The sequence below is a fragment of the Achromobacter pulmonis genome (assembly GCF_002885955.2).
GTDB classification, from domain to species: domain Bacteria; phylum Pseudomonadota; class Gammaproteobacteria; order Burkholderiales; family Burkholderiaceae_B; genus Achromobacter; species Achromobacter pulmonis_A.
Genome location: NZ_POQS01000003.1, coordinates 770,578 through 790,600, shown reverse-complemented (window position 1 = coordinate 790,600; position 20,023 = coordinate 770,578). Strand labels below are relative to the sequence as shown.

Sequence of the window (20,023 nt, the reverse complement as noted above, 5' to 3'; positions counted from 1 at the left end):
CCTCGGGGACCAGGTGGCCGGCCGCGTTGCGCATGTAGCCGGGGGGGATGGTGGTGTCGGTAGTACTCATGGTTACTCCTTGGATGTGGTTGTGGTTGTCAGCAGATGCGCCGGGCGTGCGCGGGGCGGGCCGCATCCTGCACGCCGGGGCGGCAGTTGGGGCACTCGCCCGCGACCAGGTGGTGGTCCAGCTGCCCGCACCATTCGCAGATGCCGATCTCGACGGGGCGCCAGGCGCGGCCCTCGGGCACGGTGTAGGCCACCACCGCCACCCGGCCGGCCTGCTCCAACTGCAGCAGGGTGGCGCGGACCAGGTGCAGCGGCGCCTCCAGGTCGCGCGCCAGGCGCACGGCAGTGACCGGCTCCCGGTGGCGCTCCAGATAGGCGGTGATCTCCCGGACTATCGCCGGACGGCTCCACGCCTCGACGTACATGGCCATCGTCTTCAGGAAAGCCTTGCGGGTGCGGATCACCGGGCNCCGGGGGGGATGGTGGTGTCGGTAGTACTCATGGTTACTCCTTGGATGTGGTTGTGGTTGTCAGCAGATGCGCCGGGCGTGCGCGGGGCGGGCCGCATCCTGCACGCCGGGGCGGCAGCTGGGGCACTCGCCCGCGACCAGGTGGTGGTCCAGTTGCCCGCACCATTCGCAGATGCCGATCTCGACGGGGCGATAGGCGCGGCCCTCGGGCACCGTATGGGCCACCACCGCCACCCGGCCGGCTTGCTCCAGCTGCCGCAGGGTGTCGCGCACCAGGTACAGCGGCGCCTCCAGGTCGCGCGCCAGGCGCACGGCGGCGACCGGCTCCCGGTGACGCTCCAGATATTCGGCAGTCCGGCGCACCAGCCCCGCGCGGTACATCGCGCCCAGCCGATTGAAGACGGCGACCAGGGCCGCGCCGAATGGGATGGCCTGGGCTTTCATGCCTTCACCTTGCGCGTGAAGAAGCTCAGGAAGGTGCGGCGATGGTGCCGCCGGTGGTGCAGCACTTCGATGGCCGCGCCGTTGCGCCGGGGCAGGTGTTCGATCTCCTGCTCGGCTCGCGCGGCCTCGGCGTCCAGCTGCTGCTGCACGCGCCGCTGTTCGGGCAGCAGCGGGAACGGCTCGAACTCCAGATGGTCGTACCGAGCCGGGTCGGCCAGGTACTGCTCCAGCGTCACGCCGTGGCGCTTCAGGTGCATGGCCACGTAGCGGTCGGCGTAGTGGTTCAGGTAGGCGTCGCTGTAGATGGTCATGACCGCGCCTCCTTTTCCAGCTCGTCGATCCAGTCGTCGATCATCTGTTCGATCATGTCCGCCTCGGTCCAGTCGCCGGCCCGCGCGCGGGCCAGCCGCTCCTTCATCTCGACGAGAAACGCCATGTCCATGTCTCGCCGGTCCTGTTGCTGTAGCCTCATTTCAGGGTCTCCTCGCGCCGTTCGCGCTTGCGTGCATCATGCTGCCCCCCCCCCGCACTTTCCGGGGTTCGGTGGCGGGCTGCTCGGCGGCGCCGGACACCCACACGATGGGCGTCTCGCCGTCGAACAGATCCGGGTGCATCGGGCCGTACTCGACCTGCTCGGGCTGGTGGCGGGGCTTCACGATTCGCCCCCCAGGTCTTGCCAGGCGTCGCGCACATGCTCGGCGGTCGGCCGGGCGGCGCCGGACGTGGCCGCGAACATGCTGGCCAGGCGCAGCGTCTGCGACAGGCCGCGCAGTGCGCCGGGACGCCGGCCGATGCCCAGGCACAGCTGGCGCGCCTCGGCGTCGTCGATGCGCCAGGCGTCCAGCAGCGCCAGCACGTCGGCATCCTTGGCGCGCGACAGGCGCACGCGCTTGGCCACGCGGGAAAACAGTTGTGCGAAGCCGACCTGGCGCTGGCCGCCGGTCAGCTGGCTGTACACGATCTCGTTGCCGACCAGGGCCAGGCCGATGCCGGCCGCGTCGTGGATGGACCGCACCGCATCCAGCGCGCGGTGCGTCAGGTGCTGCGCTTCGTCGATGACCAGCAGACCGCGCGTCTCGCGCACGCGCTCCACGATGTTGGCCTCGATCACATGCACCGCGCCGGTGGTGCGGATGCCCAGCGTCTGCGCGATGCGGGTCAGGATGGGGCCGGGCGCCGACACGGCCGGGGTGGCGGTGACCACCCACACGTTGGGCGCGCGGCGCTGGTATTGCTTCAGCGCGGTGGACTTGCCTACGCCGGCGCCGCCGTAGATGACGGACACGGCCTCGGCCATCTGCGAGAACGACAGCGCCGACAGCACCGCGCGCGCCGTGGGCGTTTCCACCCAGCCCGGCGCGGCTGGCAGCGTGGCGGACACGGCAGCGGCGGCACGGCGGCTTTCCAGCCAGCGGCGGATGTCCACCTCGATGGCGGCCACGTTGCCCGTATAAACGCCGTTCAGCCATTGGCTAAGGCGCGCTTTACCGATGCCGGTCAGGCCGCTGATCTGCGCTTGGGTCAGATCCTCGGCCTGCATGATGGCCTTGACCTCGCCGATCAGCACGTCGTCGTGCGGGGCGCGGCGGGCGGTTTCCAGTTGCGTCACGTTTTGGTCCATCTGGTATGCTCCTGTTTGCTGGTTGATGGGCCACATGGCCCGTTTGCTACACGCCCCGCGCAGCGCCTACTGCGCGGGGTTTTTCATACCTGGCCGCGCTTCCATTGCTCCATCTGGCCCAGGATGAAGTCGTCGAAGCGGTGCCGCTCGGCGGGCATTTCTCCCTCTGCCTCGGGCACCACGTCGCTGTTCGCTACCTTCTTGGCCGGCGCCTTCCAGGCGCCGCGCACCACATTGGTCTGCGGGGGCGTCTCGGGGTCCGGCTGGGGATCGGGCATGTAGTCGGCCGCCTCGATGGCCGACATGCGGATCTCAGCCTCGGCCATCTGCTTGGCGGCCTTCAGGCGCTGCTTGTGCTGGCGCCGCCATTCGCGGCCCGCGCTGGTGTCGCCGAAGCCGGCGGCCATCATGCAATCGGCCTGGCCGATGTAGCGGCCGTCCAGCTGGTACAGATGCACGCATTCGTGCAGGCTGTCCGGGTCGAAGCGCACCACCACCTTGCGGCCGACGTGCTCGATCAGCGCGTCGCAGGCGTAGCGGTTGCGCCCGCTCGGCCCCTTGCCGATGGCCAGCGCCACGCTGGCGTCGCGCTGCACCGTCACCGACTCGGCGGCCAGCATCCACATGCGGCGCTGCGCCTCGGTGGCGCGGCGGATCAGGTGCGCGCTGCGCTCGTAGCTGTCGCGGAACGCCTGGTCGAACGACAGTTCGCCCGCGCATATCTCGGTGCGCCGGCCGGTGCGCGCATTCCAGGCGTCGATCTCGGCGCGCAGCACCTGAACGAACACGTCCCACTCGACCGCCGTGGACTGGTAGTTCTCGGGCTTGGCCATGACGTTGGGGCCGGTGTAGGCGCCGGCGAACTTCGGGTGCTTGTCCACGTATTCGCCGATGCCGCCTACACCGAAGGCGCGCTCGACCGGCTTGGCCTGGCCGTGGCCCTTGCCGTTATGCACGCTGGTCCAGTGCAGCTTGATGCCCAGTTGCGGCATCAGGCCCACCGGGTCTTCCTCGCGGACCTTGAAGCGGTAGCGCGTTTGCACGCCGGCGGTCAGCCACTTGTTGGCCGCCGCGCGCGTGTTGTCGATGGTGGCGTGCTCGGGGATGCCGTAGCGCTCGATCACGTCGCCCAGGGCCAGGCGGATCATGTCGCTGTGCTCGGTGCGGTCCGTTCGGTAGCCGACGATGCGGCGGCTGTAGATGTCCTGCCAGAACCACGTCTTGGGGCGCCCGATGGTGCCGTCCGGGAACCGGACGAACACGTTGTGCTGGTAGCCGTCGCCGTTGATCCAGGCCATCGCGTACAGGTCGCGCACGGTGCGATGTTGCGACGGGTATAGCCGCATCATGGCGTGCTCGCCCTCGCGCTTGAGTACGCGCAGCGTGCGCGGTATCTCGTTCGCCCACCGGGTGACCGTGTTCCGGCTGGGCACCACCCACCCCTGCTCGCGCGCCGCGCGCACCATGCGGTCGTAGGCGGTGGCGATGGATGGCGCCTCGGCCCGCAACCATTCCGCCTTGAAGAAGTCCCAGGCGCGCTCGTCGCACTCCGCCTTGGCCGTGCGGCCGGTGTAGGCCGGAACCAGCGCGGCCAGCCAGTCGGCCGGGTCCAGCCCGGCCACCAGCTTGGCCCAGCGGTACAGCGTGGGGCGTGACTCGCCGAACGCCTTGGCCGTCTCCTCGACGGCGCGCGACCGGCCGGTGCCGGCGGCCACCAGGCGCTCGACGGCCTGTAGCGCGGACAGGCGCCGCGCGGCTTCATCCTTCAGGCTTTGCGGGCGGCGGTCGTAGGCGTCCCACAGGCCGGCGCGATCAGGCGCAGCCACGGGCGGGCGAGCCGGGGCTGCAGGCACGGGTGGCGCGTCGCGTTTGAGCAGCGCCGCTTGGGTTTCGACGGGGAGTGATGGGAAGGCGTATTCCCACCCCTTCCCCTTGCTCCGCTTGCGACGAGTGATGCGGCCTCTTTCGCCCCAGCCATTCACGCCGCGCTCGGTGCCGGGCATTCCGGGCAGGCCGGCAAGCTCCTGGGCGGCGAACCATTCGCGGGTCATGCGTCATCCTCCCCGCCGAACAGGTCCAGCTCGGGCGCAGCGCTTTTCCGCACGTTCTCGCGGTGGCCGGCCAACTGCATCATGGCCAGCGTCACGCCCTGCAGCACGTCCTCGGGCTTGGCCTCGTCGCGGTAGAAGCTGGTCAGCAGGGATACGGCGCTGTTCAGCGCGTTTTGCAGATCCAGCAGGTCGCGCTCGCCGGCAGCCCTGCCTGCCGGAATGTCAATCACCAGCTTTTGCGCACTGACGGCGATGTACTGGGTGACGAACGTGGAGTCGCACGCGAACTCGAACGGGCGGATGCGCTTGCTGGGGATCGATCCCTCGCTCATCCACTTGTAGATCACCCATTCAGATACGCCGATTAGCTCGGCCACGCGGGCGACCGAGCGATTGTGCTTATGCAGGGCGTAGTCCAGGCACAGGCGGATGGCCTCTTGCATGGTCGCTGCCTGGCGCGGCTTCCAGCGGCGGCGGCTCATTTGGCCCCCCTCGCGGCGGACACATTCCAAACGCCGCCGCCGGCTGCATCTAGGCCGGAGCAGGCCCAGCATTTAATCTGTCCCCTTCCCAAGAACAGGACCGCGATCATGCACATGCGACATCCCCCTCTAGAGTTTTTGCGTCCTCGTCACACCGTGGAGCGCTATACTTCTTCTGATAACGACTCGGCCAAATTTCGGCCGGGTCAACGCCTATTGCTGCTGCAATGATTCGCTCCCCCTTCGGCCATGGCCGATTAAGCGGAATCGTCAGGGTGGTAGGCGCCGCGTAACCGTGATGCGCCGCCAGTCGGCGAAGACTCCACCCGGCCTTCTCTAGCGCCGCCTTTATATCGGCGCGGTGCCAGTCACTAGAGGCCGGTTTTTTCGGGGCTTTGTGTTTAGTCATGCCGTAATCTTACGGCAGATATTCTAGGCACGCAAGAGAATCTGCATGTTCCGATTCAGAAAATACTCTTGCGGCCATAGATAATGATCTAGGTCTTTGATATGAAAAGAAAAATCGTAGAATCGGAAGGCAGCGCCTTGAACGGAAAGGGTTTTCCGATTCTGAAGCCGGGAATCGGAACGCGCATCAAGGCGGCAGCGGAGCGAATCGGCACTAGAGAAAGTGCGGCATCTGCGGCTTCGGTTTCAGAGGATATGCTGTACCGATACATCCGGGAGCAGAGCGCCCCGTCGTTCGCCGCTATGGTCGGCTTGGCAAGGGCCGCAAAAGTGCGCCTGGACTGGCTGGCAACAGGGGAAGGGGAGCCGCACGGCGCGGGGTCGGAGTCAAGCGACACAGAAGCGCCCGGTAGCGCCGACCTAGACCTGCTGGAGCGCGTGTCGCGTTCGGCGTTTGAGGAACTGCAGCGCCGAAACATCCAGCTGGAGCCGGCCGCGCTGGCGCGACTCGTCCGGGTGCTGTACCGCCACTTCGCAAGCCGACAAGAAATGCCGGATCACGCTACAGTAAGTAACATCATAGATTTGGCCGCGTACCGATAGCAGCGGCAGGGGCGGAAGGAGCGTATGAGCGACGAAATCGACTTAGACAAGGAGATACGGGAGATTCTGGAACGTGGGCAGGCCAGCCGGGGCGCGCCTCTCATTCAGAGCAACGTCATCATCGGCAATCGCGGGGTCGTCATCATCGGCGGCGACGGCAGTGTCCAGCAGCACACCCCCGCGCAGGACCAGCAGGACATGGCCGATAAGCGCCGCGCCTCATGACGGGTGTTTAAACGCCCCGTAACCTACATTTCCAGGGTACCGGCGGCCGCCCGTTTAAACAGCGCCGCCTGGGTTTTCGCGCCCGTCTCAAATCATGTGGTTCATCCGTTACCAAGGCGCCGCATGTCTCAAACCATCCGCCAGCGCCGCGCCGGCCGCCACCTACGCCTAACTCGTTGATTTTCGTGGCGTCAGCCCGCATCAACCCACGCCAACCCACATAGACCCGGATGTCTCAAACCATCTGGTTCCTAACAGCCGCCCAGGACGGCCGCTCCGCCGATCCCAAGACCGCGGCGGCGCTGCGCTTTGCGCTGCAGCTGGTGGAGGCACGCGGCCAGGTGGGCGAGGCCGACGTGCAGGCCGTGCGCGCGGCCGGCTTCAACGACCAGGAGATCGTCGAGATCCTGGCCCACGTGGCGCTGAACCTGTTCACCAACTACGTCAACGTGGCGTTCGCCGTGCCGGTGGATTTCCCGGCGGTGAAGCTGCGTCGGGCCGCGTAGGGCCTAGCCCAGCCCCAGGCTTGCGCGGATATCGCGGGCCAGGTCCCGGCACTGGCCGGATTCGATGCCGCTGAGGGTGACGCGCAGGCCGCTGACCGCTCCCAGGACGCCGAACGCATCGCCATGCCGCACCAGCCAGCCGCGATGCGCCAGGGCCAGGGCGACGGCCTTGTCGTCGACCTCCAGCGGAATCCAGAGGTTGAGGCCGTCGCCCTGCTCCGCACAGGGCACGCCCTCCGCGCGCAGCGCGTCTTCCAGCATGCGCCTGCGCCGGGCGTAGTCCTCGCGGGCCTGCGCCATCTGCGCGGCGACTTCAGGCCGGCCCAGCGTGACTTCGATCATGTCCTGCAGCAAGTGGCTGACCCAGCTGGTGCCGGAGGCCAGCCGCATGCGCAGCCGGCGCGAGGTCGCTGGATCGCTCGCCACCATGGCCACGCGCACGTCCGGGCCCAGCGCCTTGGTCAGCGACCGCACCAGCGCCCAGCGCTGCGCGCCGGCCGGCAGCACCGAGTGGTATTCCTTGTCGGACAGCAGCGCGTAGTGGTCGTCCACGATCACCATGACCTGCGGATATCTCGCCAGCACGCGCGCCAGCGCCCGCGCGCGCCGTTCGCTCAGGCTGCAGCCGGTGGGATTGTGTGCGCGCGGGGTCAGGATCACGGCGCGCGCGCCGCGCTCGAGCGCCGCTTCCAGGGCCTGGACCTGCATGCCTTGCGCATCGACCGGCACGCCGATCGCGCGCAGCCCGGCGATGCGCAGCATGTTGATGCTGCTGAGAAAACAGGGGTGCTCGACCGCGACCTTGTCGCCGGCGACCAGGTGCGAAGCCAGCAGCCGTTCGACGGCGTCCACCGCGCCGTGGGTCAGGTCGATCTCGAACGGCGCGGGACAGTCCGGCTCGAACCAGGCCCGCGCATAGGCTTGCAGCCCTGCGTTGACGGTGGGTTCGCCGTAAAGACGGTGCTTGTACGGCCGGATGGCGAGCGCGGCGGTAAGGTCTGGCAGCCAGGCCGGATCGGGATTGCCGCTGGCGAGATCCACCAGCGGCGTGTCGGGCTGGGCGCCTTCCTGTTCGCCCGGACCGGAAGCATCGCGGATGACGGTGCCCAGGCGGCCCTGCGTGACGGCGATGCCGGCGCCCGCGAGCCGCTTGTAGGCCGCGGCCACGGTATTGCGGTTGATGTCCAGTTCGGCCGCCAGATCGCGCACCGGCGGCAGGGCCTGGCCCGGCCGCAACTGCCCCGACTGAAGCAGGGCCCGCACGCAGTCGAAGATTTCCGCGGCGGTCTTTCCTTGGATTTTCATATTGCCCCAGGACAATGCGGCCCCTGATGGCGACAGCCTTGAGTCCACATCGAGTCAATACGCAAGTTTGACACGATTGCCCTGGCGAAGAAAGCCGGCCCGCGAGGGGCCGGCCGGAGCGTCAGCGGATCTCCGGATAGCCCCGCGCCGCGGCCGCGCGCGCCATGTCGGCCAGCGCCGCATAGCGCCCGGGTTCGGCCCGCACGAAGCGCGCCACGCGCGCGTTGCGCAGCAGGGGCGCGCATGCCGGATCATGGTGCAGGGCCAGCAGCGCGTCCGACAGCCGGCCGGCGATGGCCGCGTCCACGTCGGGGCCGGCCACCAGCAGCGGGTTTGGCGTCCAGGCGGTGAAGGCCAGCGTGCGCAGTCCGGCCAGGGCGCCCGGGTCATGTTCGCGCAGCAGGTCCAGATACCAGCCGTCCACCGCCGTCAGGTCGATTTCGCGCTCCGCCAGCGCGCGCAGCAGGCCGCGCGGATTGCCATAAGGCCCCTTGGACTCGGCGAACAGCGCGCCGCCGGCCGCGGCGGCGAGCTCGGCCAGGGCCGCGCGCGGGGCGTTCCAGCCCGATTGCGAATCGCGCACCATCCAGCCGTAGCGGCTGCCGGCGGCGTCGGCCAGCGACTGCCAGGGGCTGTCCGCCCGCACCAGGAATTCGCTGCGGTAGCGCGGCTGGCCGGCATAGGCGGGCCAGTCCGGCACCACCGAGGCCACCGCCTTGAAGGCGCGCCCCGCCTCCAGCGCCGCCGCATAAGGCCATCCGCACATGAACGCGCCGCACAGGCCGGGACGTTCCCACAGCTCGCCGATCGGGTCGGGCCAGGCGTGTTCGATGCAGCGGACGTCCAGGCCGGCGCGCGCGTGCGCGGCCGCCAGCAAGGCGCGCCAGGCCGTTTTCATGGCCGGCGCCACGTCGTACATGCGCGTCGAGGCGATGAGTTCCATGCGGCGCGTCCTAGGCGAACTTCAGCGTCTGGCCCAGGCCCATCCTGCGCGCCTTCTCAAGCATGGCGTGGCCCAGCGCGATATCGGTGGTGGACAGGCCGCGATGCCAGAACAATATGGTTTCGTCGTCGCTTTCGCGGCCGGGCCTGAGCCCCGCCACGATCTGGCCGAGTTCGGCGTGCAGGTTCTCTTCGGTCACGCGGTCGCTGTCCACGTGCGCGCGCAGCGCGCCATAAGGCAGGCCCTTGCGGCACTGGCCCCAGTCGTCGACCACGACTTTGCTCATGATGTCGGTCAGGCTCAGCTCCACCGCGCTCATGGTCCCGTAGGGCATGACCAGGGCGCCCGGCTTGATCCATTCCGTCTTCAGCAGCGGCGTGGGCTGCGGCAGGCGCGAGGCCTCCACCACGATGTCGGCGCCGCGCACGCAGGATTCCCAATCGTCGACCACCCGCACCGGCTTGCCCAGGTCGCGCGACAGGCGCTCGCCGAAGGCCTGCCGGCTCTCGGGACGCCGCGAATGCACGCGGATCTCGTCGAAATCGTAGAGGCTGTCGAGCAGGCGTACGTTCCAGTAGGACGTGCCGCGCGCGCCGATGTGGCCCAGCACCTTGCTCTGCCTACGCGCCAGGTGCTTGGCGCCCAGCGCGGTCACGGCGCCGGTCCGCATGTCGGTGATGGCGGTGGCGTCGACCACCGCCAGCGGCTTGCCGTTGACCGGGTCGAACAGGTTCAGCAAGGCCATTTCGGACGGCAGGCCGACCTTGTAGTTGTCGACGAAATCGCTCACCACCTTCACGCCCGCGACGTGCAGCGGCTCGATATAGCCGCGCAGCACGTTGAAATGCCCCTTGTCCGAGGATTCCGGCACCAGGTGCACGCGCGGCTCGATGACGGTCTTGCCGCGGCCCTGCGCGTCCAGCGCGCTTTCGACGGCGGCCAGGATCTCGGCGTCGGTGAGCGCCAGCGCGCGCACGTCGGGACCGTTCAGGTAAGTGATGTCTATGGACTGCATGGTGTCTCCCCGGTCATTGAATCGGTTGGATGCCGGCCCGCTTGACGATGGCCGCCCACTTATCGGTTTCCTGGCGGATCGTGCGCGCGAAGTCGGCGCGGCTGGAGCCGGCCGGCACCACGCCCAGGCCGGCGAATTTCTGCTTCACGCTTTCCTGTTGCAGGACGGCGGCGATGTCGGCCTGCAACTGGTCCAGGATGGCCGCGGGCACCTTAGCCGGGGCCACGATGCCGTACCACGAGGTCACGTCGAAGCCCGGGTAGCCGCTCTCGGCCACCGTGGGCACGTCCTTGAGCTGCGGCAGTCGTTCGGGTCCGGCCACGGCCAGCGCGCGCAGCTTGCCGGCCTGGATCTGCGGCAGCACGGTGGAGATGCCGGCGAACATCATGTCCACGTTGCCCGCCACCACGTCGTTGACCGCCGCGGCCATGGCGTTGTACGGAATGTGCCGCGTGACGATGCCGGCCGACTGGTTGAGCAATTCGCCGGCCAGGTGCGCGCCGCTGCCCGCGCCGGGCGAGGAGTAGTTCAGCTTGTCGGGGTTGCGCCGCGCGTATTCCACCAGCTCCTTGAAGGTTCTGGCGGGCACGCGCTCGTTGACCACCAGCACGTTGGGCGAGGTGGCCAGCATCGTCACCGGCGCGAAGTCGCGCGCGGTGTCGAAGGGCAGCCGGGTGTAGAGCAGCGGGTTCACGGTCAGGTTGCCGGTGGGCGCCAGCCCCAGGGTGTAGCCGTCCGGATTGGCGCGCGCGACGTAATCCATGCCGATGTTGCCCGAGGCGCCCACCTTGTTCTCGATGATGACCGGCACGCCCCATTTGGCGTTGAGTTCCTGGCCCACGATGCGCGGCAGCGCATCGGCCACGCCGCCCGCCCCGAAAGGCACGACGATGGTGACCGGCCGGGCGGGGTACTTCTCCTGTGCCGCCGCCGGCGCGGCCAGCATGCCGGCCGCGAGCGCGCCGCCCAGGCACATCGCAAGATACGTGTTCACGGGAATTCCCCTGTACGGATGAAGTCGAATTAGTCCTTGAGCATCGGCAGGTCCAGGCCCACCGAGCGGGCGCATTCGATGGCGGCCTCGTAGCCCGCGTCGGCGTGGCGCATGACGCCGGTGCCCGGATCGTTGCGCAGCACGCGCGCCAGGCGCCGGTCGGCTTCGGCCGTGCCGTCGCACACGATCACCACGCCCGCATGCTGCGAGAACCCCATGCCCACGCCGCCGCCGTGGTGCAGCGACACCCAGGTCGCGCCCCCGGCCGTATTGAGCAGCGCATTGAGCAGCGGCCAGTCGGACACCGCGTCCGAGCCGTCGCGCATCGCCTCGGTCTCGCGGTTGGGACTGGCCACCGAGCCTGAATCCAGGTGGTCGCGGCCGATCACGATGGGCGCGCTCAGCTCGCCCGTGCGCACCATCTCGTTGAAAGCCAGCGCCAGCCGCGCGCGGTCGCGCACGCCCACCCAGCAGATGCGCGCCGGCAGCCCCTGGAACGCGATGCGCTCGCGCGCCATGTCCAGCCAGTTGTGCAGATGCGGGTCGTCGGGGATCAGCTCCTTGACCTTGGCGTCGGTCTTGTAGATGTCTTCCGGATCGCCCGACAGCGCGGCCCAGCGGAACGGCCCGATGCCTTCGCAGAACAGCGGCCGGATGTACGCGGGCACGAAACCGGGGAAGTCGAAGGCGTTCTCCACGCCCTCTTCCAGCGCGACCTGGCGGATGTTGTTGCCGTAGTCCAGCGTGGCCGCGCCGCGCTGCTTCAGCTCCAGCATGGCGCGCACGTGCGCGGCCATGGACTTGCGCGCGGCGGCCACCACCGCCGCCGGATCGTTGGCGCGCCCGTCGCGCCACTGCTGCATGGTCCAGCCCTGCGGCAGATAGCCGTTCAAGGGATCGTGGGCCGAGGTCTGGTCGGTCAGGCAATCGGGCGTGATGCCACGGCGCACCATTTCCTGGACCACGTCGGCCGCGTTGCCCAGCAGACCCACCGATACGGCGCGGCCTTCGGCCCTGGCCTGGCGCAGCAGCTCCAGCGCCTGGTCCAGCGAGGTCGCCTTCACGTCGATATAGCGGGTGCGCAGGCGGAAGTCGATGCGCGATTCGTCGCACTCCACCGCGATCATGCTGAATCCCGCCATGGTCGCGGCCAGCGGCTGCGCGCCGCCCATGCCGCCCAGCCCCGCCGTCAGTATCCAGCGCCCCTGCGGCCGGCCGTCGAAATGCTGGTTGGCCACCGCGTAGAAGGTCTCGTAGGTGCCCTGCACGATGCCTTGCGAACCGATGTAGATCCAGCTGCCGGCCGTCATCTGGCCGTACATCATGAGCCCCTTGCGGTCGAGCTCATGGAAGTGGTCCCAGGTGGCCCAGTGCGGCACCAGGTTGGAATTCGCCAGCAGCACCCGCGGCGCGTCGGCATGGGTCTTGAACACGCCCACCGGCTTGCCCGACTGGATCAACAGGGTTTCGTCGGCCTCCAGCCGGCGCAAGACCTCCAGGATCTTGTCGAAAGACGCCCAGTCGCGCGCGGCGCGGCCGATGCCGCCGTACACCACCAGGTCCTGCGGATGCTCGGCGACTTCCGCGTCCAGGTTGTTCTGGATCATGCGGTAGGCGGCTTCGATCAGCCAGTTCTTGCAGCTCAGCGTGGCGCCGCGCGGCGCGCGGATCTTGCGCGAGGCGTCGTGGCGGGCGGACGTTTCGGTACTCATGGCGGGCCTCCGTCGTTCGTTCGGGAGCGGCTGACAGCCCGCTCCCGGCAGTCGATTTAACTCGTATATACAAGTATATTCAACTACATTCTGGTCGGAACGATATACCCGGGGAAGACCCTTATGCCAAAAGTTGGGTAAGAAGACCGCGCGGGCGCGCTGCGCGATACGGCCCGCGGGGAATTGCGGAAATGCGGAGTCAGTCCGCCGCCGCGGCGGCGCCGCCCAGCAGCCGGTCCACGATCGCCAGGATCTGCTCGGCGGCGTCGCCGATGTGCTGCTCCAGCATGGCCTCGGCCTTGTCGGCCTGGCCGGCGCGGCACAGGGCGATGAGTTCCATGTGTTCGCGATGCGCCTGCTGCCGGATCGGGACGTTCACGACCTGGAAACGGAAATAGCGCTCGGACTTCTCGTGCAGCGCCCGCACCATGCCCAGCGCCGCCGGCCGCTGCGCGGCCCGGTACAGGCTTTCGTGCAGCTCCCAGTTGAGCGCGCCCCAGCGCCCGGGATCGGTCGAATCCATCTCGCGCACCAATTGCTCGGCGCGCTGCAGATCGGCCTCGGAAATGTTCGGGATGGCCTCGCGGATGATCCAGGGCTCCAGGCGCTTGCGTATGTCGAAGAATTCCTGGACTTCCGACTTGGAAAGCATCGACACGAAAGCGCCCTTGTGCGCGATCGTGTCGACCAGGCCTTCGGCGCTCAGCAGGCGCAGCGCCTCGCGCACGGGAATGCGGCTCACGCCCAGCTCTTCGGCCAGCAATTCCTGCCGCAATGCCGAGCCCGGCGCAAACTCGCCGGACAGGATGCGGCCGCGCATCGCGTCCAACACCAGTTCGGTGGTGGTCTTCCTGACGATTCGGGTGGGAGGGCTGGGCTGCATAGATGAGAAGGTCCGCGATACGCTAGGGAAACCCCGGGGAGACACGAAGCACCGGCTTCGCGTAACGTGATTATATTGGATCCATGATCCGCTGACCGCGGCGATCGCGCGTCAAGCGAGCATGAAACAAAGGCACGGCTATCCGCGCCATTTTTTTCTCTTGCCAAATTGGATCCAATATAAAGTACTCTTTATCCGAATATTTGCCCGCAGGCCCGCCCCTGCCACAAGGAAGATCATGACGATTCAATGGAAAGGCGTTTTCCCCGCCGTCACTACCAAGTTCAAGCCCGACTACACGCTGGACGAAGATGCGCTGCGCGCGGGCCTGGAGCGTCTGATCGCCAATGGCGTCAGCGGCGTGGTGATGATGGGCATGGTCGGCGAGAACGCCCAGCTGTCTCCCGAAGAAAAGCTGACGGTATTGCGCATCGCCAAGGAGACCGTGAACGGACGCGTGCCCATCGTTTCCGGGGTGGCCGAAACGAGTACGCAAAAGGCGGTCGCCTTCGCGCAACAGGCGGAACGGCTGGGCGTGGACGGCCTGATGCTGTTTCCCGGCCTGACCTATAAATCCGACGTCCGCGAAACCATCGAATTCAACAAGGCCGTGGCGCGCGCCTCCAGGCTCGAGATCCTGCTCTACAACAACCCGCGCGGCTACGGCGTGGATCTCACGCCGGACACGGTGGAGCAGCTGCTGGCCGAACCCACCATCGTCGCGATCAAAGAGGAGTCCTACGACACCACCCGCGTCACGGATCTGAGCGCGCGCTTCGGCGACCGCCTGAACGTGGTGTGCGGCGTGGACGACCTGATCCTGGAAAGCGCCGCGCTGGGCGTCACCGCCTGGGTGTCCGGCATGGCCAACGCCCTGCCCCGGGAATCGGTCGATCTGCTGGACCTGGCCATCGCGGGCAAGCTGCCGCAGGCCCGCGCCCTGTATCGCGTCCTGACTCCGCTATTCCATCTGGACACGGTGGTGAAGCTCGTGCAGCACATCAAGCTGGCCGAGAACATCATCACGGGCTCGGCCGAAACCGTGAAGCCGCCGCGCCTGGACCTGGTGGGCGAGGAGCGCGAGCGCACCATCGCCATCGTCCGCAAGACCCTGGCCGACCTGGAAACGCTGCGCCGCTAAGCCTGCCGCAATACAACCTGCGGCCCGACGGCGGGCCGCGCTATCGCACTCGGAACGGCACCCCGGTACGGTCGACACTTTTGGTGCCTTGTGCGGATGAACTTTCCACCATGAACTTCTTACCTAGAATCGTATTGGGCGCCCTGGCATGTCTCACCGCAAGCGTGGCCGCCGCCGCTTCCTACCCCAGCAAGCAGATCGAGCTCGTGGTCGCCTACCAGCCAGGCGGAGGCAGCGACAACACCGCCCGCGCCGTGGCCGACGAAGCCCGCAATCATTTCCCGCAGACCGTCTTCGTGATGAACAAGCCGGGCGCCAGCGGGTCCATAGGCTGGTCCTACGTGCTGTCGGGCAAGCCGGATGGCTATAAGGTCCTGCTGATGAATCCCGAGATGCTGTTCGTGCCATTGATGGGCATCGGCAAAGCGACCATCGACGACTTCCAGCCCGTGGCCCGCTTCACGGACGATCCCTCCTCCATCACCGTGCGCGCGGACGCGCCATGGAACACGATCGAAGAGTTCATCGCCTATGCCAAGGCGAATCCCGAAGCCGTCACGATCAGCAATGCCGGCAACGGAACGATTCCCCACCTGGCCGCGGCGGCGCTGGCCGACAGCACCGGCGCCACGTTCACCCACGTCCCCTATCAAGGCTCATCGCCGGCCATCATGGGATTGATGGCCGGCGACGTGAAGGCGACGACGGTGGCCTACGCCGAACTCAGGCAGCACGTGGAAACCGGCAAGCTGAAAACGCTTGCCGTCATGTCCGCGCAACGCCTGCCCGCGATCCCGCAGGTTCCGACATTCAAGGAGCGCGGACACGATCTGCAATTCAGCGTCTGGCGCGGCATCGGCCTGCCCAAGGGCGCACCCGAAGAAGTGCTGGCGGCGTGGCGGGAAGTCGCGCGCAAGGTCTACGAAACGCCGGCATTCCAGAAATCGCTGGTCTCGCAGAACCTGACGCTGGCCTGGGCGGACACGCCCGAGTTCACCGCGGATATCGCCCGGCAGAACGAAGCGTTCAAGACGCTGATGAAAAAGCTCAATCTCAAGCCGTAGGCGGAGTCTTGCGGGCGGACCGGCAACCCAGCTTTGCAATGCAAATAAAAACCATTATCATGCGTGGCTTGCTTATTTGCCGCCATGCCACCACGTCCTCCCCGCTCGCAAGGCTTTCTGGCCTATTACGAAGAACTGCTTGCGGTCTGGACCCGGAAGCTGGGTTGCCGTGACGCCGCGCGGGATCTTGCGCACGAAGCGCTGGTGAAATGCCTGGAGACTGACGCCGCGCGCGTGGCCCAGCCTCGCGCCTATCTGCATCAGGCGGCCCGCAATGCGGCCGTCGATCAGTTCCGCAAGACCGACGGGCAGGAGTGGGTGGCGCTTGATACCATAGCCGCCCATCCCAGCTCCCTGGGCGATCCCCTGGCCCAGGTCCGCACCGAGCAGTTGAGCCAGGCGCTGGAAGCCGCGCTGGCCGAACTGCCGCTCAAATGCCGCCAGGTCTTCGTCTGGCAGCGCCTCGAAGGCATGACCCAGGCCGAGATCGCGCAGCGCATGGGGCTGAGCAAGAATATGGTCGAAAAATACATGATCCGCACCGCACTGCATCTGCGGGAACGGCTTGGAGCCTATGCCCCGAACTGACTGTTCGCCTCTTGCGGCCTCCGAGGCCCGCGCCAATCCGGTCCGCGCCCAGGCGGCGCGCTGGTTCGCGCGCGCCCGCTCCGGCACATGGACCGACGCCGCGCAGGCCGAGCTCGACGCCTGGCTCGCGCGGGACCCGCGCCATGCCTCGGAGTACCGGATGCTGGAGGAGATCTGGCTGGCGGCCGGCAGCATTCCCGCGGACCGCCTGCGCGAACTGGCGGAACCGCCGCCGCGCCCTGCCAGCCGGGTGCGTAGGCAGGCGCTGGGCTTGGGGCTGTGCGCGCTGGCGGCCGGCGTCGCGGTGGCGATCTGGCGCCCCGGCGACGGCATGGCCGAATACCGCACTGCGGCCGGCGAGCGCCGCAGCGTCACGCTGCCCGACGGGTCCATCGTCGAACTCAACAGCCGCAGCCGCCTTCAGGTCGGTTTCGACGACGCCCGCCGCCGCGTCGTGCTGCAAGCGGGCCAGGCCCTGTTCACGGTGCGGGAAGACATGGCCCGCCCTTTCATCGTCGACGCCGGATTCGGCAGCGCCCGGGTGACCGGCACGCGCTTCGACGTGCGCCGCGATACGGACCGGATACGGGTGGTGGTCGAATCGGGTTCGGTGGAAGTGGCCGGCGCGCAGGACGCTGCCGCCGTGGCGGTCGCGGCCGGAAATTCGGTGCTGGTGGACGCCAGCGGCCACGCCGGCCGCGCGCGGCCCGTCGCCGTGGCGGCCGAGCTGGCCTGGCGCAACGGCCAGATCGTGTTCACCGATGCCGACTTGCGCAGCGCCGTGCGCGAGGTGTCGCGCTACCGGGAGCAGCCCGTCGTGCTGGCGACCGGGCAGGGCCTGGAAGACCTGCGCCTGACCAGCGTGTTCCAGACCGCCGACACCGACGCCTTCCTGACCGCGCTGCCGCACATCCTGCCGGTCGCGGTGCGGCGCCTGCCTGATGGGCGGGCCGAGATCGTCGCGCGCTGACCCGCCGGCCAGCGCTGTTACAAAAAAAGCGGGCGGAACATTCAGGTATTTTTTGCGTATTGCGTCTTCTTCCTGATTGGCGGGCGGGCATGGTGCCCGCGGGCATGATTCGGGAGCACAGGAAGTGGATCGCAAGAAATGGGGAAAGCACGCGGGAATGCGCGCGTGCCTGGGCGCGGCGCTGGTCGCCGCGGCATTCGTGGCGGGATCGCCGGGCGCACGGGCGCAATCGGCGCCGGTTGCGATAGACATGCCGGCGCAGCCGCTGGACCAGGCGCTGCGCAACCTGGCCCAGGCCCATGGCCTGCAGATCTTCTACGCCCCGCAAACCGTGGCCGGCATGCAGGCGCCGGCCGTCGCGGGCGCCATGACGCCGCAGCAGGCGCTCCTGGCCTTGCTGGACGGCAAGGCGCTGCAGGTCCGCCAGGAAGGCGCCGTGACCATTATCGAGCCGCAAGGCGCCGGCCAGACCCAGGTCATGGCCCCGATCGAAGTGGCCGGCTCGCGCACCGCCAGCAATCTGGTGAACCCGGTGCAGCAGACCATCGTGCTGGAGCGCGACGCCCTGCAGGAATTGCGCACGGGCTCGGGCACCCTCGCCACGATTCTTTCCAAGACGGTGCCGGGCATGGCCGATTCCAGCCGCACCATCACCGACTACGGCCAGACGCTGCGCGGGCGCGGCGTGCTGGTGCTGGTGGACGGCATTCCGCTCAACACCAACCGCGATTCGTCGCGCAACCTGGCCAACATCGACCCGGCCACCATCGAGCGGGTCGAAGTGCTGCGCGGCAGCAGCTCGATCTACGGCGCAGGCGCCACGGGCGGCATCGTCTCGATCACCACGCGGCCGGCCGGCGGCGAGCCGGTGGCCGAGACCACCATCACCGCCGTCAGTCCGCTGACGCGGCTGCGGGCCGACGGCCTGGGCGGGCAGCTCCAGCAGCATTTCGCGGGCAGCAAGGGTATGGTGGACTATGCGCTGGACCTGGGCGCGCGCCACAACGGCGCGTCCTATGACGCGCATGGCCGGCGCATCGCGCCCGAGCCCAGCCAGGGTGACCTGTTCGACTCCAATATCTACAGCCTGGGCGGCAAGCTGGGCCTGCGCATCGACGACAAGCAGCGCCTGCAGCTCTCTGCCAACTACTACAACGCCGACCAGGATTCCGACTACACCTCCGACCCTTCGGTCGGCCGGCTGCCTGCCGGGTCGGCGCGCGCCCTGCCCATGAGCGGCCTGCAGCTGGCGGACCAGAACCAGATCCGCAACACGCTGGTGAACCTGGAGTACCAGCACCTGGACCTGCTGGGCAGCAAGCTGACGGCGCAGATGTACTACCGCGACTATTTCACGCGCTTCACGCCCTTCGATGCGCGCGCCGTCGTGACCCGCGGGAACAACATCGACCAGATCACCCAGAACACCAAGGTCTTCGGCAGCCGCCTCACGGTGGACACGCCGCTGGGCGAACAGTCCAGGCTGATGTGGGGCGCGGACTTCAACCACGAACGCAGCGACATGCCGCTCGACATATTCGATCCGGCCGCCTATGACCGCAGCGGCGGGCGCGTGTTCAACAGGATGGGCGGGCTCACCTACATGCCCGAACTCACCACGCGCAGCACCGGCCTCTTCGCCCAGCTCGAACATCGCTTCAATGAGCAGTGGTCCGTGCAGGGCGGCGCGCGCTATGAGTATGCGTCGGCCCGCTTCGGCGACTTCGTGCCCCTGTCCCAGCTGCGCGTGCCCGCGCCCGCCACGGTGCAGGGCGGCACGGTCAACTACGACGCCTTCCTGTTCAATTTCGGCGTGGCCTACGCGCCGGTGCTCGGACAGGAGCTGTACGCGAACTTCAGCCAGGGCTTCCAGCTGCCCGACATCGGCGTCCAGATGCGCAACGCGCGCCCGGGCTTCGACATCGGCTCTTCCGACCTGCAGCCGGTCAAGACCAACAACTACGAGCTGGGCTGGCGCGGCGGAGTCGGCAACACCTCGGCCTCGCTGGCACTGTTCTACACCACGTCCAAACTGGGCGACGTGCAGAGCTTCAACAACGGGCTGATCCTGACGCGCACGGAAGAACGCATCCACGGCATCGAGGGCACGGTCGACTACGCCACCGACGACGAAACATGGGCCACCGGCGGCACCTTCACGTGGATGAAGGGCCGCGAGCGTCCCGCCGGCCGCAGCTGGCAGGACATGACGGGCTACCGGATCCCGCCGCTCAAGCTCACCGCGTATCTGCAGTACCGCCCCAACGAACGCTGGAGCAACCGCATCCAGGCCAATTACTTCGGCGGCAAGGACTACCGCCTGAATGGCGTGGAGAGCTTCGGCCGGCGGGACGTGAGCAGCTATTTCACGGTGGATCTCATGAGCCGGTATCAGCCGAACCAGAACGACACATTCATTCTCGGCATCGAGAACCTGTTCAATCGCGACTACTACCCGCTCTACAGCCAGCTCATGCGCAGCAACACGAACACCAGCCGGCTTCCCGCCGCCGGGACCGTACTGACGCTGACTTACCAGCACAGGTGGTAAGCGCCTGAGCCGCCGCCGTTTGCCGCAGATCTGGAAAA

22 protein-coding genes and 1 pseudogene are annotated in these 20,023 nt (G+C 67.8%); 8 read left to right on the top strand and 15 right to left on the bottom strand.

The annotated features are described in order from the left end of the window. Positions 1-98: 98 nt before the first annotated feature. The 9 genes from C1I89_RS34525 to C1I89_RS14960 form a co-directional block, all read right to left on the bottom strand. Positions 99-473 (bottom strand): hypothetical protein, encoded by a 375-nt coding sequence (locus tag C1I89_RS34525; protein WP_181390960.1) that lies wholly within the window; start codon positions 471-473, stop codon positions 99-101. Between the two features lie 66 nt (positions 474-539). After that, positions 540-923 (bottom strand): hypothetical protein, encoded by a 384-nt coding sequence (locus C1I89_RS14990; RefSeq protein ID WP_102773500.1) that lies wholly within the window; start codon positions 921-923, stop codon positions 540-542. After that, positions 920-1,234, bottom strand: coding sequence for a hypothetical protein (locus C1I89_RS14985; protein ID WP_102773499.1), 315 nt, complete (start codon positions 1,232-1,234; stop codon positions 920-922). The genes C1I89_RS14990 and C1I89_RS14985 overlap by 4 nt, the downstream gene beginning before the upstream one ends. After that, positions 1,231-1,395, bottom strand: a complete 165-nt coding sequence (locus tag C1I89_RS34520) for a hypothetical protein (RefSeq protein ID WP_181390959.1) — start codon at positions 1,393-1,395, stop codon at positions 1,231-1,233. Before C1I89_RS34520 ends, C1I89_RS14985 begins: the two co-directional genes overlap by 4 nt. Before the next feature lies 1 nt (position 1,396). Continuing rightward, positions 1,397-1,579 carry a hypothetical protein gene (locus tag C1I89_RS14980; RefSeq protein WP_102773498.1) on the bottom strand — a complete coding sequence of 61 codons (183 nt, stop codon included), beginning with the start codon at positions 1,577-1,579 and terminating at the stop codon, positions 1,397-1,399. After that, positions 1,576-2,544, bottom strand: coding sequence for an AAA family ATPase (locus C1I89_RS14975; protein WP_181390958.1), 969 nt, complete (start codon positions 2,542-2,544; stop codon positions 1,576-1,578). Before C1I89_RS14975 ends, C1I89_RS14980 begins: the two co-directional genes overlap by 4 nt. Positions 2,545-2,627: 83 nt before the next feature. Further along, positions 2,628-4,595: a transposase domain-containing protein gene (locus C1I89_RS14970; RefSeq protein WP_102773496.1), complete on the bottom strand. Its 1,968-nt coding sequence runs from the start codon at positions 4,593-4,595 to the stop codon at positions 2,628-2,630. Beyond that, positions 4,592-5,077, bottom strand: a complete 486-nt coding sequence (locus tag C1I89_RS14965) for a hypothetical protein (protein WP_060833208.1) — start codon at positions 5,075-5,077, stop codon at positions 4,592-4,594. Before C1I89_RS14965 ends, C1I89_RS14970 begins: the two co-directional genes overlap by 4 nt. Positions 5,078-5,183: 106 nt before the next feature. Then, a complete protein-coding gene (locus C1I89_RS14960) occupies positions 5,184-5,486 on the bottom strand; it encodes a helix-turn-helix domain-containing protein (protein WP_102773495.1) in 303 nt (100 codons plus the stop codon). Positions 5,487-5,587: 101 nt separating this feature from the next. Here C1I89_RS14960 and C1I89_RS14955 point away from each other — a divergent pair, with 101 nt between their 5' ends. From C1I89_RS14955 to C1I89_RS14945, 3 genes and pseudogenes are all read left to right on the top strand, one after another. Next, on the top strand, positions 5,588-6,088 hold the full coding sequence (locus tag C1I89_RS14955; protein WP_146196910.1) for a transcriptional regulator: 501 nt from the start codon (positions 5,588-5,590) through the stop codon (positions 6,086-6,088). Between the two features lie 24 nt (positions 6,089-6,112). Then, positions 6,113-6,313, top strand: a complete 201-nt coding sequence (locus tag C1I89_RS14950) for a hypothetical protein (protein WP_102773493.1) — start codon at positions 6,113-6,115, stop codon at positions 6,311-6,313. A 251-nt stretch (positions 6,314-6,564) separates the two neighbouring features. Further along, a pseudogene (locus tag C1I89_RS14945) lies at positions 6,565-6,819 on the top strand (carboxymuconolactone decarboxylase family protein); the annotation flags it as partial. Between the two features lie 3 nt (positions 6,820-6,822). Here the strand turns inward: C1I89_RS14945 and ptsJ are convergent. From ptsJ to C1I89_RS14915, 6 genes are all read right to left on the bottom strand, one after another. Next, a complete protein-coding gene (gene ptsJ / locus C1I89_RS14940; protein ID WP_102773492.1) occupies positions 6,823-8,124 on the bottom strand; it encodes a MocR-like B6 salvage transcription factor PtsJ in 1,302 nt (433 codons plus the stop codon). A gap of 121 nt (positions 8,125-8,245) precedes the next feature. Continuing rightward, positions 8,246-9,067 carry a phosphate/phosphite/phosphonate ABC transporter substrate-binding protein gene (locus C1I89_RS14935; RefSeq protein WP_102773491.1) on the bottom strand — a complete coding sequence of 274 codons (822 nt, stop codon included), beginning with the start codon at positions 9,065-9,067 and terminating at the stop codon, positions 8,246-8,248. A gap of 10 nt (positions 9,068-9,077) precedes the next feature. Beyond that, complete coding sequence (locus tag C1I89_RS14930; RefSeq protein WP_102773490.1) at positions 9,078-10,082, bottom strand: ornithine cyclodeaminase family protein; 1,005 nt, start codon at positions 10,080-10,082, stop codon at positions 9,078-9,080. A gap of 13 nt (positions 10,083-10,095) precedes the next feature. Further along, the gene (locus C1I89_RS14925; RefSeq protein WP_258231444.1) at positions 10,096-11,076 is read right to left on the bottom strand and encodes a Bug family tripartite tricarboxylate transporter substrate binding protein; all 981 of its coding nucleotides are present in this window, start codon (positions 11,074-11,076) and stop codon (positions 10,096-10,098) included. 29 nt (positions 11,077-11,105) lie between these two features. Further along, on the bottom strand, positions 11,106-12,788 hold the full coding sequence (hutU, locus tag C1I89_RS14920; protein WP_102773489.1) for a urocanate hydratase: 1,683 nt from the start codon (positions 12,786-12,788) through the stop codon (positions 11,106-11,108). A gap of 199 nt (positions 12,789-12,987) precedes the next feature. Next, entirely contained in the window at positions 12,988-13,671 is a 684-nt protein-coding gene (locus tag C1I89_RS14915) for a GntR family transcriptional regulator (RefSeq protein ID WP_102773488.1), read from the bottom strand. A 238-nt stretch (positions 13,672-13,909) separates the two neighbouring features. Between C1I89_RS14915 and C1I89_RS14910 the strand changes: the two genes are divergently transcribed. From C1I89_RS14910 to C1I89_RS14890, 5 genes are all read left to right on the top strand, one after another. Beyond that, positions 13,910-14,812 (top strand): dihydrodipicolinate synthase family protein, encoded by a 903-nt coding sequence (locus C1I89_RS14910; RefSeq protein ID WP_102773487.1) that lies wholly within the window; start codon positions 13,910-13,912, stop codon positions 14,810-14,812. A gap of 110 nt (positions 14,813-14,922) precedes the next feature. Continuing rightward, positions 14,923-15,876 (top strand): Bug family tripartite tricarboxylate transporter substrate binding protein, encoded by a 954-nt coding sequence (locus C1I89_RS14905; protein WP_102773486.1) that lies wholly within the window; start codon positions 14,923-14,925, stop codon positions 15,874-15,876. Positions 15,877-15,960: 84 nt separating this feature from the next. After that, positions 15,961-16,464 carry an RNA polymerase sigma factor gene (locus C1I89_RS14900; protein WP_102773485.1) on the top strand — a complete coding sequence of 168 codons (504 nt, stop codon included), beginning with the start codon at positions 15,961-15,963 and terminating at the stop codon, positions 16,462-16,464. Continuing rightward, positions 16,451-17,434: a FecR family protein gene (locus C1I89_RS14895; RefSeq protein WP_102773484.1), complete on the top strand. Its 984-nt coding sequence runs from the start codon at positions 16,451-16,453 to the stop codon at positions 17,432-17,434. Before C1I89_RS14900 ends, C1I89_RS14895 begins: the two co-directional genes overlap by 14 nt. A 157-nt stretch (positions 17,435-17,591) precedes the next feature. Further along, entirely contained in the window at positions 17,592-19,985 is a 2,394-nt protein-coding gene (locus tag C1I89_RS14890) for a TonB-dependent siderophore receptor (protein ID WP_102773483.1), read from the top strand. Positions 19,986-20,023: the final 38 nt, after the last annotated feature.